This window comes from Paracoccus sp. (in: a-proteobacteria) (assembly GCF_030604785.1).
GTDB lineage: Bacteria > Pseudomonadota > Alphaproteobacteria > Rhodobacterales > Rhodobacteraceae > Paracoccus.
This window is the reverse complement of record NZ_JAUVVF010000003.1, coordinates 1-15,146: the sequence shown is the minus strand read 5'-3', so window position 1 is coordinate 15,146 and position 15,146 is coordinate 1. Positions and strand designations below refer to the sequence as shown.

12 protein-coding genes and 1 pseudogene are annotated in these 15,146 nt (G+C 66.0%); 7 read left to right on the top strand and 6 right to left on the bottom strand.

Going from position 1 to position 15,146, the window contains the following annotated elements:
* Positions 1-84 precede the first annotated feature (84 nt).
* The 7 genes from QAR72_RS01595 to xylA all read left to right on the top strand — a co-directional run bounded on the left by QAR72_RS01595 (position 85) and on the right by xylA (position 8,274).
* Entirely contained in the window at positions 85-1,110 is a 1,026-nt protein-coding gene (locus QAR72_RS01595; protein WP_304615611.1) for a LacI family DNA-binding transcriptional regulator, read from the top strand.
* Positions 1,111-1,221: 111 nt separating this feature from the next.
* Positions 1,222-2,484: an ABC transporter substrate-binding protein gene (locus QAR72_RS01590; protein WP_304615610.1), complete on the top strand. Its 1,263-nt coding sequence runs from the start codon at positions 1,222-1,224 to the stop codon at positions 2,482-2,484.
* A gap of 77 nt (positions 2,485-2,561) precedes the next feature.
* Positions 2,562-3,488 carry a carbohydrate ABC transporter permease gene (locus QAR72_RS01585; RefSeq protein WP_304615609.1) on the top strand — a complete coding sequence of 309 codons (927 nt, stop codon included), beginning with the start codon at positions 2,562-2,564 and terminating at the stop codon, positions 3,486-3,488.
* Entirely contained in the window at positions 3,485-4,300 is an 816-nt protein-coding gene (locus tag QAR72_RS01580) for a carbohydrate ABC transporter permease (RefSeq protein ID WP_304615608.1), read from the top strand. The genes QAR72_RS01585 and QAR72_RS01580 overlap by 4 nt, the downstream gene beginning before the upstream one ends.
* Before the next feature lie 5 nt (positions 4,301-4,305).
* Positions 4,306-5,952 (top strand): glycoside hydrolase family 43 protein, encoded by a 1,647-nt coding sequence (locus QAR72_RS01575; protein ID WP_304615607.1) that lies wholly within the window; start codon positions 4,306-4,308, stop codon positions 5,950-5,952.
* Complete coding sequence (locus QAR72_RS01570; protein WP_304615606.1) at positions 5,945-6,976, top strand: ABC transporter ATP-binding protein; 1,032 nt, start codon at positions 5,945-5,947, stop codon at positions 6,974-6,976. Before QAR72_RS01575 ends, QAR72_RS01570 begins: the two co-directional genes overlap by 8 nt.
* Positions 6,973-8,274, top strand: coding sequence for a xylose isomerase (gene xylA / locus QAR72_RS01565; protein WP_304615605.1), 1,302 nt, complete (start codon positions 6,973-6,975; stop codon positions 8,272-8,274). The genes QAR72_RS01570 and xylA overlap by 4 nt, the downstream gene beginning before the upstream one ends.
* A 628-nt stretch (positions 8,275-8,902) precedes the next feature.
* On the opposite strand, the gene yjfF is transcribed toward xylA, so the two are convergent.
* The 6 genes and pseudogenes from yjfF to QAR72_RS01535 all read right to left on the bottom strand — a co-directional run.
* On the bottom strand, positions 8,903-9,874 hold the full coding sequence (gene yjfF / locus QAR72_RS01560; protein ID WP_304615604.1) for a galactofuranose ABC transporter, permease protein YjfF: 972 nt from the start codon (positions 9,872-9,874) through the stop codon (positions 8,903-8,905).
* Positions 9,871-10,911, bottom strand: a complete 1,041-nt coding sequence (locus QAR72_RS01555; protein WP_304615603.1) for an ABC transporter permease — start codon at positions 10,909-10,911, stop codon at positions 9,871-9,873. The genes yjfF and QAR72_RS01555 overlap by 4 nt, the downstream gene beginning before the upstream one ends.
* On the bottom strand, positions 10,908-12,416 hold the full coding sequence (locus QAR72_RS01550) for a sugar ABC transporter ATP-binding protein (RefSeq protein WP_304615602.1): 1,509 nt from the start codon (positions 12,414-12,416) through the stop codon (positions 10,908-10,910). Before QAR72_RS01550 ends, QAR72_RS01555 begins: the two co-directional genes overlap by 4 nt.
* A gap of 58 nt (positions 12,417-12,474) precedes the next feature.
* A complete protein-coding gene (gene ytfQ, locus QAR72_RS01545) occupies positions 12,475-13,434 on the bottom strand; it encodes a galactofuranose ABC transporter, galactofuranose-binding protein YtfQ (RefSeq protein WP_304615601.1) in 960 nt (319 codons plus the stop codon).
* Between the two features lie 32 nt (positions 13,435-13,466).
* On the bottom strand, positions 13,467-13,838 hold the full coding sequence (locus tag QAR72_RS01540; protein WP_304615600.1) for a hypothetical protein: 372 nt from the start codon (positions 13,836-13,838) through the stop codon (positions 13,467-13,469).
* Positions 13,839-14,180: 342 nt separating this feature from the next.
* Positions 14,181-14,917, bottom strand: a pseudogene (locus QAR72_RS01535) (IS5 family transposase); the annotation flags it as partial.
* Positions 14,918-15,146 lie beyond the last annotated feature (229 nt).

The window sequence follows — 15,146 nt, the reverse complement described above, 5'->3', positions numbered from 1 at the left end:
GTCGCCCGGCCGCAGAATGACCTTCCCGCCCCCGCGCTTTTGACTTACGCTCGTCACGATCCGAAGCCAGAGTATCGCGCCGACATGTCCCGCCCCACCATCCATGACGTCGCCCGCGTAGCGGGTGTGAGCCTGTCCACCATCGACCGCGTCCTGAACGGGCGCAGCGGCGTTCGCAGCGTCACCCAGCAGCGCGTGGCCGATGCGATGCGTGAGCTGGGCTATGAACGCAATGCGGCCGCGGCCAATCTGGCCAGGCGGCGGCAGGACCGGCTGCTGTTCATCCTGCCCGCCGGGACGAACAGCTTCATGCGCGGGCTCGAGCGCGAACTGACGCAGCGGGCCGATGCCTGGCAATTCACCTCGATCAGCGTCAGGACCGTGCCCGCCTTCGACGACGCGGCGCTGGCCGAGGCGCTGCAGGCCGTTGACGCCGACAAGACGGACGGCGTCGCGGTCGTGGCCACCGACAGCGCCGTTGTGCGCGCCGCGCTGGCCGAGTTGCGCAACCGGGGGGTCGCCGTGGTGACGCTGGTATTCGACCTGCCCTCGTCCCGGCGCCAGCATTTCGTGGGGATCGACAACGTGCAGGCGGGGCGGACTGCGGCCAGCCTGCTGGGACGGTTCTGCCGGGGGCGGCCGGGGCAGATCGTCATTGTCGCGGGCTCGATGCTGGTGCGCGACCATGCCGAGCGCAGGCTGGGCTTCGAACAGGTGCTGCGCGCCGAATTCCCCGAGCAGCAGGTGCTGCCGCCGCTGGAGGGCCTCGACGATCAGGATATCGTCGCCGCCGAGCTGGAGGCCGTGTTGCGCGCCAATCCCGACGTGACCGGCATCTACAGCCTTGGCGCGGGGACGAGGGGCGTTGCCCGCGCGCTTGCCGTATCCGGCGCGGCGCTGCCCCGTCCATCGGTCGTGGTGCATGAACTGACCGCCCATTCCCGGCAGGCGCTTCTGGATGGCAGCTTCGACGCGGTCATCCACCAAGACCCCGCGCGCGAGATCGCAGCGGCCGTCTCCGTCCTGCAATCGCTGGTGCAGGGCCGCCCGGTCGAGCCTGATGCGGGGCGCATCAGCATCGAGGTCTTCCTGCGCGACAATCTTCCCTGACGCCGCCCGCCGGAATCGGTTGCGGTGCGCGCATTTCTGACTTACGTTAGTCATATTCTGACGCAGATACGCCAGAATGCCGGCGGGGGAGCCGGTCAGAGGGAGGACAAGATGAAATATCCGACCGCGGCCCTGGCCGCCGCCATTGCCCTGGCCAGTGGACCGGCCGCCTTGGCACAGACGCAGATCAACGTGCTTCGCGTCGTCGTGAACCCCGAGCAGGAGGCCTATCTGGAGCAGATCGCCCGCGACTTCGAAGCGCAGCGCGACGGCGTCACCGTCACCTTCGATTACGTCGCGAACGAGGCCTACAAGGCGCGCCTGCCGACGCTGCTTCAATCGAACGCGGCGCCCGACATCTTCTACAGCTGGGGCGGCCAGACCGTGGTCGAGCAGGTCGAGGCGGGCTTTCTGCAGCCGATCGACGACCACCTGCCCGAGGGGTTCCGCGAGACCATCCCAGAGGCCGGGCTTCAGGCCTACGAGGTCGAGGGCCAGCTTTACGGCCTGCCCCAATACGCGACCGAGGTCGTGCTGTGGGCCAACCGCGAGCTGACCGAACAGGCCGGGATCGATCTGGATGCGATCCAGACATGGGACGATTTCCTCGGAGCGGTGCAGACGATCAAGGATGCCGGGATCACCCCGATCATCGCGGGAGGTCAGGACAAGTGGCCGCTGCATTTCTACTGGAGCTATCTGGCGCTGCGCCATGGCGGCCCAGACATCGTGACCAATGCCATGGCCGGAGAGAACGGCGGCTTCGAGAACGAGGCCTTCATCGAGGCCGGGCGCGAATTCCTGCGCCTTGTCGAGCTTGAGCCGTTCCAGCCCGGGTTCATCAGCACCACCTACGAGACCGCCAGCGGCATGTTCGCCGACGGCGCCGGCGCCTTCCACCTGATGGGGGACTGGGACTACCTGCCGATGCGCGAACGCTCGACCAGCGGCGAGGGGCTGCCCGACGAGCAGCTGGCGATCATCAGCTTTCCCACCGTCGCGGAGCCTTTGGCCGAGGGCGGCAACGAGGCGACCCTTGGCGGCATCAACGGATGGGCGGTCAGCGCCAGCGCCGAGCCGGAAGCCATCGAGTTCCTGGCCTTCATGATGAGCGCCGAGAACCAGCGCGAGGCCGGGGCGCAGGAATTGTTCATCCCGATCGCCATCGACACGTCGGATGCGATGGAGAACCCGTTCTACGTCCAAGTCGCCCGGAACATCGAGGCCAGCAGCTACCACCAGATCTTCCTGGACCAGTTCCTGGGTGCCTCGGTGGGCGCCACGATCAACGACATCTCTGCCGATCTGGCGCAAGGCACGATCACACCCGAGGATGCCGCCGCGCAGGTCGAGGAGGCCTGGGACTTCCGCTGAGCCCTCTTCCCGGCGGAACCGGCGGGGGCGCAAGTCGTCCCCGCCGCCAGCACAACCCACACCAATCAGGAGCCGGAATGACACTCGCCGACGCCGAAAGGCGGCTGCCCGCCTCTGCCCGCTGGCGCCGCGCCGTCTCGAACGGCCGCGTCTCGGCGGTGCTGATCCTGCTGCCGCCCGCGCTGATCCTCTTCACGATGTTCGTGACGCTGCCTTTGGGCGAATCCGCCTGGTATTCCTTCTTCAACTGGAACGGCTACGGGACGCCCTCGAACTTCGTCGGCTTCGGGAATTACGAGCGCATCCTGAACCATTCCGTCTTCCACATCGCCGTCGGCAACACGTTGAAGATCGTCGCGATCTCGCTTCTGGTGCAGATGCCGCTGGCGCTGTTCCTGGCGCTGCTGATCTACAAGAAGACGCCCACCAACGCCGTCTTCCGGCTGGTCTTCTTCCTGCCCTACATCCTGGCCGAGGTCGCCGCCGGCCTGATCTGGTCCTTCGTCTTCGACGGGAACTACGGCGTCACCGCCTCGATCGCGCAGAGCTTCGGGCTGGGCAACGTCTTCATCCTGTCGGACCCGGACCTCGCCTTCATGGCGATCATGACGGTGATCGTCTGGAAGTATTTCGGCTTTCACATGATGATCTACATCGCCGCGCTGCAGAGCGTGCCGCAGGACCAGATCGAGGCCGCCAGGATCGAGGGCGCGTCGCGCTGGCAGGTCGTCCGCTACGTCCAGATCCCCCATATCCGGCCGGCCATCGCGGTCAGCGCCTTCTTCGCCATCATCGGCGCGCTGCAGGTCTTCGACGTCATCATCCCGCTGACGAATGGCGGGCCGTCGAACCAGACGCATACCATCGTGACTTATCTCTACACCTTCGGCCTGACGCGGCTGAACATCGGCTTCGGCTCGGCGGTGGGCGTGATCCTCTTCATCGGCGCGGTGACGGTTGCGGTCTTCTACCAGCGCATCTTCATGAAGAGGGCCGAGGCATGACCCGCAACATCCTGCGCGTGACGCTGCTTCTGATCGTGGCCAGCTTCGTGCTGGCCCCGATGATCGCCACCATCCTCGGCGGCTTCAAAACGAACGCCGAGATCCGCACCAACGCGCTCGGCCTGCCCGCCATGTGGAACACCGAGTTCTACGGCCAGATCATCACCGACCCGGCCTTCTGGCGCTACCTACGCAACTCGCTGATCATCTCGGTCGGTTCGGTGGTGCTGACGCTGATCGTGGGGGCGGCAGCAGCCTATGTCTTCGCGCAGATCCGCTTCTTCGGCTCGCGGATGCTGTTCTCCTACATCCTCCTTGGCCTGATGTTCCCCTTCGCCACCGCGATCCTGCCCCTCTTCATCAAGGTCCGCGACATCGGGCTGCTGGACACGTGGTGGGCGGTGATCCTGCCGCAGACCGCCTTTAGCCTGTCGCTGGCGATCCTTCTCTTCCGCACCTTCTTCGCCCAGCTCCCGAAAGAGCTGTTTGAGGCCGCCTATATCGACGGCTGCGGCTATGTGCGCTTCTTCTGGCGCTTCACCCTGCCCCTGTCCGCGCCGATCCTGGCGACCGTCGGCGTCTTCGTCTTCGTGCAAAGCTGGAACAACTTCCTTCTGCCGCTGGTGGTCCTCAACTCGCGCGAGGTGTTCACCTGGCCGCTCGGGATGATGCAGTTCCGCGGCGAATACGTCACCCAGTGGAACCTGACGCTGGCCTTCGTCACGCTGACCATCGTGCCCGCCATCGTCTTCTTCCTCGCTGCCCAGAAATACATCGTCGCCGGCCTGACGGGCGGCGCCGTCAAAGGATGAGACCCATGATCCAGAACCCGATCCTTCCGGGCTTCAACCCCGACCCCTCGATCGTGCGGGTGGGGGCCGACTACTACATCGCCACCTCGACCTTCGAATGGTATCCGGGCGTGCAGATCCACCATTCGCGCGATCTGGCGAACTGGCGGCTGGTGACGCGGCCCCTCGCCCGCGCGGCGCAGCTGGACATGCGCGGCGATCCCGACAGCGGCGGCATCTGGGCGCCCTGCCTGACCTATGCCGATGGCCTCTTCTGGCTGATCTATACCGACGTGAAGCGCCGAGACGGGGCGTGGAAGGACAGCCACAACTACCTCGTCACCGCGCCCAGCATCGAGGGGCCGTGGTCGGACCCGGTCTACCTGAACTCGTCGGGCTTCGATCCCTCGCTCTTCCACGACGCGGACGGGCGCAAGTGGCTGCTGAACATGATCTGGGACCACAACCAGACCGGCGGCGACCGCTTCGGCGGGATCGTGATGCAGGAATACTCGCCCGAGGACCGCAAGCTCGTCGGCCCCGTCCGCAACATCTATCGCGGCACGGATCTGAAGCTGACCGAAGGCCCGCACCTCTACCGCAAGGACGGCTTCTACTACCTGCTGACGGCCGAGGGCGGCACGGGCTATGACCACGCCGTGACGATGGCCCGCTCGAAGGACCTCTTCGGGCCCTACGAGACGGATCCTGCCAAGCATGTCCTCACCGCGCGAGGCACCGACGGCCTGCTGCAACGCTGCGGCCATGCCGATATTGTGGAAACGCAGGACGGCCAGTTCTACATGGTCCACCTCTGCTCGCGTCCTTTGGACGAGACGCGCCGCCTGCCCGCCGGCAATGGCGGCATCCATGCCGATGACGTCCGCCGCTCGCCGCTTGGTCGCGAGACGGCGATCCAGAAGCTGGACTGGCCCACGGGCGAGTTCCCCCGCATGGCCCATGGCGGCAACGCCCCCGCCGACACCGCGCCCTGCGATCTGCCCCCGCACCCCTTCCCCGAAGACGCCCCCCGCGTCACCTTCGACGGCGCCCTGCCCCCGGCCTTCCAATGGCTGCGCACGCCCGAGGCGGACCGCCTCTTCAGCCTGACCGAGCGCCCCGGCGCCCTGCGGATCTTCGGCCGCGAGTCCCCCGGCTCGGCCTTCGAGCACGCGCTGCTGGCCCGCCGGCAGACCGCCCTCAGCTTCCGCGCCGAGACGACGCTGGAGATGGAGCCGGGCGATTACCAGCACTTCGCCGGCCTCATCGCTTGGTATGGCCGCTTCAAGTTCCACTACCTTGCCGTAACCGCCAACGAGGACGGCCAGCGTGTCCTGACCGTCTACAGCTGCGCCGCCGACTGGCCCGACGCGCGCGTCACCTACCCGATCACGCCCATCCCGCTGCCGGACGGCCCGATCCAGCTGGGCTGCGACGTTGACGGCATGACCCTGCGCTTCCGCTACAAGACCGATGGCGACTGGACCGACCTCGGGATCACGCTGGACCAGTCGGCGATCTCGGACGAGGCCGGCAACGGGCCGGGCAACAACTTCACCGGCGCCTTCATCGGCATCTGCGCGCACGACACTTCGGGTCGCGGGCGGCATGCGGATTTCCTCGATTTCACCTATCAGCCGCTGAACGGCGGGCCGCAGGTGAGCCATGGCTGAGGTCCGCCTGCACAACATCACCAAGTCTTTCGGCGCGCTGACGGTTCTGCCGGACCTGAACCTGACGGTGCCGGACGGCTCCTTCACCGTGCTGGTCGGCCCCTCGGGCTGTGGCAAGTCCACGCTCTTGCGCATCATCTCGGGGCTGGAGGAGCCGACTTCCGGCGCCGTGATGATCGGCGGGCAGGACGTGACGCTGGACGAGCCATCGAAGCGCGGCATCTCGATGGTCTTCCAGTCCTACGCGCTCTACCCGCACATGACGGTCGCGCAGAACATCGACTTCGGCCTGCGCCTTGCGAAGATGCCCGCCGCCGAGCGTCAGTCCCGCGTGGCCGAGGCCGCGCGTATCCTCGCGCTGGAGCCCTATCTCGACCGCAAGCCCGCGCAGCTTTCGGGCGGCCAGCGCCAGCGCGTCGCCATCGGGCGTTCCATCGTGCGCCAGCCCAAGGTGTTCCTGTTCGACGAGCCCCTGTCGAACCTCGACGCGGCGCTGCGGACTCAGATGCGGGTCGAGCTGGCGCAGCTGCACCAGTCGCTGGACGCCACGATGATCTACGTCACCCACGACCAGGTCGAGGCGATGACCCTGGCCGACCAGATCGTGGTGATGAATGCGGGCCGGATCGAGCAGGTCGGCGCCCCCATGGAGCTTTACGACCGTCCGCAGACCGTCTTCGTGGCAGGCTTCATTGGCTCGCCCAAGATGAACCTGATCCCCGCCGCCTCCATCGGCCAGCCCCATGCCCGGACAGCCGGCATCCGCCCCGAACATCTGGTCATCGACCCCGAGGGCCGCCCCGCCCGCGCGCTGGTGGTAGAGACCCTCGGGGCCGACACGATCGTGCATGCCGATGTCGAGGCCATCGGCCCCATGACGATCCGCCTGGCCGGGAACAATCGCCTGCGCACGGGCGACGTGATCCGCGTCAGCCCCCAACCCGGACAACTGCATCTGTTCGACGAACAGGGACAGCGCCTGCCGGACCCGGAGACCACGACCCTTCAAAGGAACCAACCATGAGCTATTTCAAGGACATCGCCCCGATCCGCTACGAGGGTCCGAACAGCGACAACGAATTCGCCTATCGGCATTACAATCCGGACGAGATCGTGATGGGCAAGCGGATGGAGGATCACCTGCGCCTTGCAATCGCCTATTGGCATTCGCTGGCCTATGAGGGCGGCGATCCCTTTGGCGGGCGCACCTTTGATCGGCCGTGGTATGGCGACGATATGGCCGCCGCCCGTGCCAAGGCCGATGCGGCCTTCGACCTGTTCGGCATCCTCAACGTGCCCTTCTTCTGCTTTCACGACGCGGACGTCCGCCCCGAGGGCAGCAGCTTTGCCGAGAGCCGCCGCAATCTGGAAGAAATCTGCGATGTCTTCGCCGGCAAGATGCAGCAGACGGGCACGAAGCTGCTCTGGGGCACGGCGAACATGTTCAGCCACCGCCGCTGGATGGCCGGGGCCGCGACCAACCCGGACCCCGAGATCTTCGCCTATGCCGCCGCGACCGTGAAGGCCTGCATGGACGTCACGCATCAGCTGGGCGGCGAGAACTACGTCCTCTGGGGAGGCCGCGAGGGCTATGAGAGCCTCTTGAACACCGACCTGACCCGCGAGGCCGAGCAGGCGGGCGCGTTCCTCAGCAAGGTCGTGGATTACAAGCACAAGATCGGCTTCAAGGGCGCGATCCTGATCGAACCGAAGCCGCAGGAGCCCGCCAAGCACCAGTACGATTTCGACGTCGGTACGATCTACGGCTTCCTCAAGCGCTTCGGCCTTGAGACCGAGGTCAAGCTGAACATCGAGCAAGGCCACGCCATCCTCGCCGGCCACAGCTTCGAGCATGAGCTGGCGCTGGCGGGCTCGCTTGGGCTCTTGGGCTCCATCGACATGAACCGCAACGACTATCAGTCTGGCTGGGACACGGACCAGTTCCCCAACAACGTCCCCGAGGTCGCGCTGGCCTATTACGAGGTGCTGCGCGCCGGCGGGTTCGAGACCGGCGGGACCAACTTCGACGCGCGCATCCGCCGCCAGTCGCTGGACCCCGAGGATCTGGTCCTGTCCCATGTCGGCGCCATCGACATCTGCGCCCGGGGTCTGAAGGCGGCCGCCGCGATGCTGGAGGATGGCGGCCTCGAAAAGATGCGGGCCGAGCGTTACACGGGCTGGGACAGCCCAGCCGCACAGGCCATGCTGAAGGACGAGCCCCTCGAGGCCATCGCTGCGCGGGTCGAGGATCAGGGTCTGGACCCGCAGCCCCGTTCGGGCCGGCAGGAACGGCTGGAGAACTGGGTCAGCCGCTTCGTCTGAAGCACTTGTTCACGAGGCGGACGGCAGCCTGCGCTGGTTGTTTCACAGCGTGGTTTGTCGGGCATGACGATGACATACTGGCAATCCGCCCGCACCAATGCAAATCGTCAACCCCGGCGCTGTGAATAGCGCCGGGTCTGCCGGAGGCCCCAACTCCCGGGTTGGATGGAGCGTCCTGAGCAAAACAATGAACAAGTTTGCCCCGAAGTGCGCGAAGGTGCGGGGCGGTCAGCCTCCGACAACGAGGGTCAGCACGAGTCGCGGTGGCAGTCCATCTTGTCGATGAGCGGGAAGATCGGCTGCTTTATGAAGTCAGGAAGGCCTGGCGGCAGCCTTGTAGAAGCGGCCGTTTGTCCTCGAGGGGCACCTTCTGCGTCTTTATCCACCTGTCGAGCGAGCAGGGATCGCTCGCGTTGCGACTGGCAGAGCACCAAGCTTGGCTTCAGGAGGGCGGCGCGTGGGAGGCGAGCGAGGCAGCTGGAAAGCGCGCGACCGAGGAAACGGCCGCGTGCCGGCCAACGTAATGCGCGATTGTGCACAAGGTCGAGACTCGCGCAGTCGGCAGCGCGTCGCGCAGGATGACGCCGCCGACCCCGGGACGTCATGCACAAAGCCACAGAGCCCGTCGTCATGCCGTGTCCGCCAGACGCCGTCTCGACAGATGCAGCAGCCCCTTCTGCAGCAGGATGAAGGCCAGCAGCAGCAACCCGATCACGATCTTGGTCCACCAGCTGGACAGCGAGCCGTCAAAGACGAGATAGGTCTGGATCAGACCCATCGTTAGCACGCCGACCAGCGTTCCGAAGACATAGCCGGCCCCGCCGGTCAGCAGGGTGCCCCCGATCACCACCGCCGCGATGGCCGTCAGTTCCGTCCCGACCGCCGCCAGCGCATAGCCAGAGCCGGTATAGACCGAGAAGACGATCCCGGAGAGCCCCGCCATCAGCCCCGAGAAGGCATAGACCAGCACCGTCGTGCGCCCCTGCCTCACCCCCATCAGCCGCGCGGTCTGCTCGCCCCCGCCCAGGGCATAGACCGAGGTGCCGAAGCGTGTGCGATGCGCCAGGATCATGCCCAGAATGACAACGGCCACCATCAGCATCCCGATCAGCGTCAGGCGCCCTCGGCCCGGCAGCAGGATATAGGCGCCCTGCAGCGTCTGGTAGAAGGGATGGGTGATGGGCACCGAGGGGATCGACAGCATGTAGGCCGCGCCGCGCGCCAGGAACATCCCCGCCAGCGTGACGATGAAGGCGGGCATGGCGAGCCGGTCGATCATGAAGCCCATCCCCGCTCCGAAGGCGCTGGTCAGGACCAGAAGCATCACGAAGACCGGCAGCGGATGCAGCCCGGTGTCGCGCAGCATCACCGCGATGAAGACGCCCGAGAAGGCGATGACCGAGCCGACGGACAGGTCGATCCCGCCCGACAGGACCACCAGCGTCATGCCCACCGCGACGATGCCCAGATAGGCGTTGTCCGTCAGCAGGTTGCCGAAGACACGGGTCGAGATGATGTTCGGAAACTGGGTCCATGCCAGCAGGCAGGCCAGCAGGAAGATCACGATCGTCGCATAAAGCGGAAGGGCGCGGGTGTTCATTTCCGGTTCCCGGTGGTGGCTTCGGGCGGGGCGCGCCGGGCGCTGCGGGGCTGGGCGCGGTGGCTTTCACGCATGAGCTTCCATTCCGCCGAGATGCGAGGCGATTGCAGGACGAGGATGACCAGCACCAGCCCCGCCTTGATGACGAGGTTGTATTCCGACGGAAAGCCCGCCAGCAGGATACCGGTGGTGATCGTCTGGATGATCAGCGCCCCGAGAACCGAGGCCGCGATCGAGAACCGCCCACCCAGAAGCGAATTGCCCCCGATGACGACGGCGAGGATCGCATCCAGCTCCAGCCAGAGGCCGGCATTGTTGGCGTCGGCGCCGCGGATGTCGGCGGTCACGATGATGCCCGCCAGTGCGGCGCAGAGGCCGGAGGCGACATAGACCGCGATCAGCAGCACGGTCGCGTTCACCCCGGCCAGACCCGAGGCGCGGCGATTGACGCCCACGGCCTCGATCAGCAGGCCCAGGGCGGTGCGCCGCATCAGGGCCGCGACCGTCAGCCCCGTCGCCAGCCACAGCCAGACCGGGACCGGAAGGCCGAAGGCGATGCCCGATCCCAGCCAGGACAGGCCCGGATCGTTGAAGGTCAGAATGCGGCCCTCGGTGATCAGCTGCGCCACGCCGCGCCCCATGGTCATCAGGATCAGCGTGGCGACGAAGGGCTGGATGCCCAGCAGCGCCACCAGCACGCCGTTCCAAAGACCGGCAGTCGCCCCAGCCGCCAGCGCCAGCGCCAGGGCCGGACCCGTGCCCCAGCCCTGGGTGATTGCCCAGGCGGCCGATGCTCCGCAGATGGCCATGATCGCGCCCACCGACAGATCGATGCCGCGCGTGGCGATGACCAGCGTCATGCCGATCGCCAGCAAGGCCACCGGCGCGCCGCGCTTGAGGATGTCGATGACCGGCCCGACGAGCCGCCCGTCATTCAGCTGAACCGACAGGAAGGCGGGATAGAAGACCGAGACCAGTGCCACCAGCGCCACAAGGGCGACCAGCTGGGGCGCGATGCGCTGCAAGGCCCCGCTCATGCCGCCGCCCCGTCGGTCGTGCCGCCCTGCGCGATGGCGCGCATGATCGCATCGCCCGACACCTGCTCGCCCGTCAGTTCCGCGACATGGCGGCGGTCGCGCAGCACGATGACGCGGTCCGCCACGGCGACCATCTCGTCGATCTCGCTGCTGATGACCAGGACGGACATGCCCCCGGCCGTCAGGGTGCCGATCAGGCGCAGGATCTCGGCATGGGCGCCGACATCGATCCCGCGTGTGGGTTCGTCGAGGATCAGGAAACGCGGGTTCATCGCCAGCCACCGGGCCAGCACGGCCTTTTGCTGATTGCCGCCGGAAAGCTCGCCGATGGGCTTTTCCCGGCCAGAGGTGCGGATGTCGAGCCGCCTGATATAGTCGTCGGCCAGCCGGTTCTGCTCGGCCCGGGAGATGGGCCGGGCCCAGCCCCGCCGCGCCTGCAGCCCCAGGATGATGTTCTCGCGGATCGAAAGCTCGGCGACGATCCCGTCGGTCTTGCGATCCTCGGGGGCAAAGCCGAAACCTGCGGCGATGGCTGCGCGCGGGCTGCGCAGGTCAAGCGGCCCCTCCGCATCCCGCGCGGTTCCGGTTTGCATGGGCCTGATGCCGAACAGCAGTTCTGCCGTCTCGGTCCGGCCCGAGCCCAGCAGACCCGCAAGGCCAACCACCTCGCCCGCGCCGATGGCCAGGTCGAAGGGCTCGACCGCCCCTGACCGGCCGACGCTGTCAAAATGCAGCACCGGCTCGGGCGCGACGGCCGCGCTGGTGCCGGGCGCCTGGACGACATCCTCCAGCACGCGGCCCAGCATATGTTCGACAAGGGTCATCCGGTTCAGCTCGGCGGTCGGCGCGGTGATGATCTTGCGGCCGTTCCGCAGGATCGTCACGCGATCGCTGAGATCGAAGACCTGATCCAGGAAATGGGAAACGAAGACGATGCCCATCCCCCTGTCGCGCAGGGACCGCACCATGTCGAAGACCATCGCCACCTCGGCCGCGTCAAGGCTGGCGGTCGGCTCGTCCAGGATCAGCACCTTGCCCGAAACCTCGACCGCCCGCGCGATGGCGATGATCTGCTGGATGGCCACGGAAAAGCTGCCCAGGTCGCGGTCCACATCCAGATTCAGACCGTAACGCGCCAGGATGTCGCGCGCCTGCAACCGGGTGGCGCGGGTGTCGATCATCCCGAAGCGACGCGCCTCGCGCCCGAACATCAGGTTCTGCGCGACGGTCAGGTTGGGCAGCAGGTTCACCTCCTGATAGACGGTGCCGATGCCCAGTTCCTGCGCCTCGCGCGTGGAGCGGGGGTCGATGGCCGCGCCGTCCAGCGTGACCGCGCCAGCGTCACGGCGATAGGCACCGGTCAGGCACTTGATCAGGGTGGACTTTCCGGCGCCGTTCTCGCCCAGCAGGGCGTGAACCTCGCCCGCCGCAATGTCCAGATCGACATCGTCCAGCGCCCGCGTGCCGGGAAAGACCTTGGTGAGGGATCGGATTGAAAGCAGCATTCCAATGGGCCTTGTTCAAGGTTCGGACGGACCGCAGCTGCGGCCCGCCCGAAGGGGATCAGTAACCCAGATCCTTGCGCCGATCGTATTCGCCCTGCGGATCGTCGGCCTGGGTATACAGCCTGGATTCGGTCTGGATGAACTTCTCGGGCATGGTGCCGTCGGCCCAGTAGGCCTCGAGCGCGTCGAAGGCAGGACCCGCCATGTTGGGGGTCAGCTCGACCGTAGCATTCGCCTCGCCCGCCGCCATGGCCTGGAAGATGTCGGGCACCGCGTCGATGGAGACGACCAGGATATCCGTGCCCGGCTGCAGCCCGGCCTCCTTGATCGCCTGGATCGCGCCCACTGCCATGTCGTCGTTATGGGCGTAGAGCGCGCAGATATCGGCACCGCCATTTTCGGCCTGAAGGAAGCTCTCCATCACCTCCTTGCCCTGCGCCCGGGTGAAATCGCCGGTCTGGCTGCGCACGATCTGAAGGTTGTCATGGCCCGAGATGGCATTCTCGAACCCGGTCTTCCGGTCGATGGCGGGGCTGGAGCCCGTCGTGCCCTGCAATTCGACGATGCGGCATTCCTCACCCGCCACCTGGTCGACAAGCCACTGGCCGGCCACCTCGCCCTCGTGGACCAGATCCGAGCCTACGGCGGTCAGATACAGGCTTTCGTCGCTGTCGACCCTGCGATCCAGCAGCACGACGGGGATTTCGGCCTCCTGCGCCTCGCGCAGGACGGCATCCCAGCCGGTTGCCACAACCGGTGCCAGCAGGATCGCATCCACGTCCTGGGCGACGAAGGACCGGATCGCCGCGATCTGGTTTTCCTGTCGCTGCTGGGCGTCCGAGAATTGCAGCTGGTAGCCGCGTTCCTCTGCCTGCTGGCGGGTCAGCGTGGTTTCCGCCGCACGCCAGCCCGATTCCGAGCCGATCTGCGAAAAGCCGATTGTCCTGGTTTCGGCTAGGGCGTTCGTGGCCGTCAGCGCCAGCGCGGCGACGCTGGCCAACATGGTGGTTCTGTTCATCGTTTCCTCCCAGAAAGTGTGATTAGAGTTCGTCAGCTTCGGGCGCGCAGGTCCTTGGGTGGCAGGTTGGCACCGCGGATCGACCGGTCATCGGCGGCCCTGACGTCGCGGGCGGCGGCACGAGGCAGGGTCATCCTGCGAATGGCAGCCCGTCCCGGCACGTCCTCGCCCCCGTCGATCATCTGCCCGACCTGGACCGGGTGGTTTGTCATGTCGTCATTGGTATCTTGCGGGCCTGTCTCGCCGCCCGCTTGCAGGAACCGTTTCACCGTGCCGTTGCCCGCGAAGACCAGCCCCGCATGAGACGCGATGCCGTTCGGGATGCGGACGGTCTGGGCGACAGTGCCCGCGACCGGACAGCAAAAGACGGTCGCCAACGCGATGTCCGTGGTCCTGATTGTCATGTTCCCCCCCGGTGGCGGACAGTTCCGCCGCGCCCGATCTAGTGCCGTCTCCCCTCGGCACGCGATCAGCATAGCAAGGCCGGGACATGATGGTAAAATGACATTATTCCGAATCTGCATAACGATATTGGTATGTTCATTTTCCTGCCCGACCCGTCGGCGCGGGGTGCATGACGCAGGCACCAGCGCTCGAACCGGTGCGCACAGCCAACGGTAAGGCCTGCGTCGCAAGTGATCGGAGATTGCTGTTGCTATCGCTCTATCTGATCACCGCAATCAGCATCTCGGGCCCGAGGACGGCCAGCGCTGCATGGTGAAACTAGGGGTTCCAGGCGTTTTGCCTAGGTTGCGCAGACGATACAAGGATCGGTCGAGGCCGAGGCGCTTCTTGCGTGACGTGCGCATTGGCATGACGGGCGAGACGTCGCGTTTGTCCATGAAATTGCGGATGCTGTCAGCGTCTTAGCCTCGGTCGGCCGGCAAGACGCTTGAGCTGGGCAGGTTTCCGCGATGACCAGATCGAAGCCAAGATAGTCAGAGGTTTGCCCCGCGGTGATCTCGGTCCTCATGGGCAGCCCTGCAGCATTGACGAGGAGGTGGATCTTGGTCGTGAAGCGGAAGGCGGTCCAGAAAACGATCCACTGGATCGTTTTCCCACCGGACGCTCTTGAGCGGCCTAAACCCTGTCGCCTTCGCCATGGTCTCGAATCAGTGGCGCCTCATGGCTAAGCCCCCTTTAGCGCCCGCTGCCTGATGATGGGCGCGAACGACCGTGCCGTCAGTCATCTGGAGTGCGTGCTGTACTGCCCCGCTTTCGTTCAGGGCGTCCATGACCTGCTGCCAGAGCCCCGCCAATGCCCAACGCCGAAACTGCCGGTAAACACTGGACCACTTCCAGAACTCTGACGGGAGGTCCCACCACGGGATTCCGGTGCGTGCAATCCAGAACACGCTATCCAGAACAAGGCGGTGGTTGGTAGATTTGCGTCCGTTCGGGGCGCAGACCGTCCGGGATGAACCGCTCGAAGAACGCCCATTCCTCGTCCGACATCAGCGTCTCGTGCCAACCTGGTCTCCATCGCAGACGCCAGCTTGAATCACGATCAGCTCTGTGAATCCCTTTTGTCAACGTGACCTAGCGATCAGCGTGCAACGAACGCCATCTCACTTGTGGTCATCAAGACTGAACTGGCCCCCTTTTCGACCGGACACTCGGGCATAACCATGGAGGCTTAGGCATATGCCTGAGCACGTGCTTATGTCTTCTTTGGTTGCCGCCCGTGATGCAAGAGGCTTCAGACCCCGGTG

Excerpts from the sequence above, each read along its gene's own strand:
- ytfQ (WP_304615601.1), bottom strand. The coding sequence starts at position 13,434 with ATGAACAGAACCACCATGTTGGCCAGCGTCGCCGCGCTGGCGCTGACG.
- QAR72_RS01555 (WP_304615603.1), bottom strand. The coding sequence starts at position 10,911 with ATGAGCGGGGCCTTGCAGCGCATCGCGCCCCAGCTGGTCGCCCTTGTG.
- yjfF (WP_304615604.1), bottom strand. The coding sequence starts at position 9,874 with ATGAACACCCGCGCCCTTCCGCTTTATGCGACGATCGTGATCTTCCTG.
- xylA (WP_304615605.1), top strand. The coding sequence starts at position 6,973 with ATGAGCTATTTCAAGGACATCGCCCCGATCCGCTACGAGGGTCCGAAC.
- QAR72_RS01590 (WP_304615610.1), top strand. The coding sequence starts at position 1,222 with ATGAAATATCCGACCGCGGCCCTGGCCGCCGCCATTGCCCTGGCCAGT.
- QAR72_RS01575 (WP_304615607.1), top strand. The coding sequence starts at position 4,306 with ATGATCCAGAACCCGATCCTTCCGGGCTTCAACCCCGACCCCTCGATC.
- QAR72_RS01570 (WP_304615606.1), top strand. The coding sequence starts at position 5,945 with ATGGCTGAGGTCCGCCTGCACAACATCACCAAGTCTTTCGGCGCGCTG.
- QAR72_RS01585 (WP_304615609.1), top strand. The coding sequence starts at position 2,562 with ATGACACTCGCCGACGCCGAAAGGCGGCTGCCCGCCTCTGCCCGCTGG.
- QAR72_RS01595 (WP_304615611.1), top strand. The coding sequence starts at position 85 with ATGTCCCGCCCCACCATCCATGACGTCGCCCGCGTAGCGGGTGTGAGC.
- QAR72_RS01550 (WP_304615602.1), bottom strand. The coding sequence starts at position 12,416 with ATGCTGCTTTCAATCCGATCCCTCACCAAGGTCTTTCCCGGCACGCGG.
- QAR72_RS01540 (WP_304615600.1), bottom strand. The coding sequence starts at position 13,838 with ATGACAATCAGGACCACGGACATCGCGTTGGCGACCGTCTTTTGCTGT.
- QAR72_RS01580 (WP_304615608.1), top strand. The coding sequence starts at position 3,485 with ATGACCCGCAACATCCTGCGCGTGACGCTGCTTCTGATCGTGGCCAGC.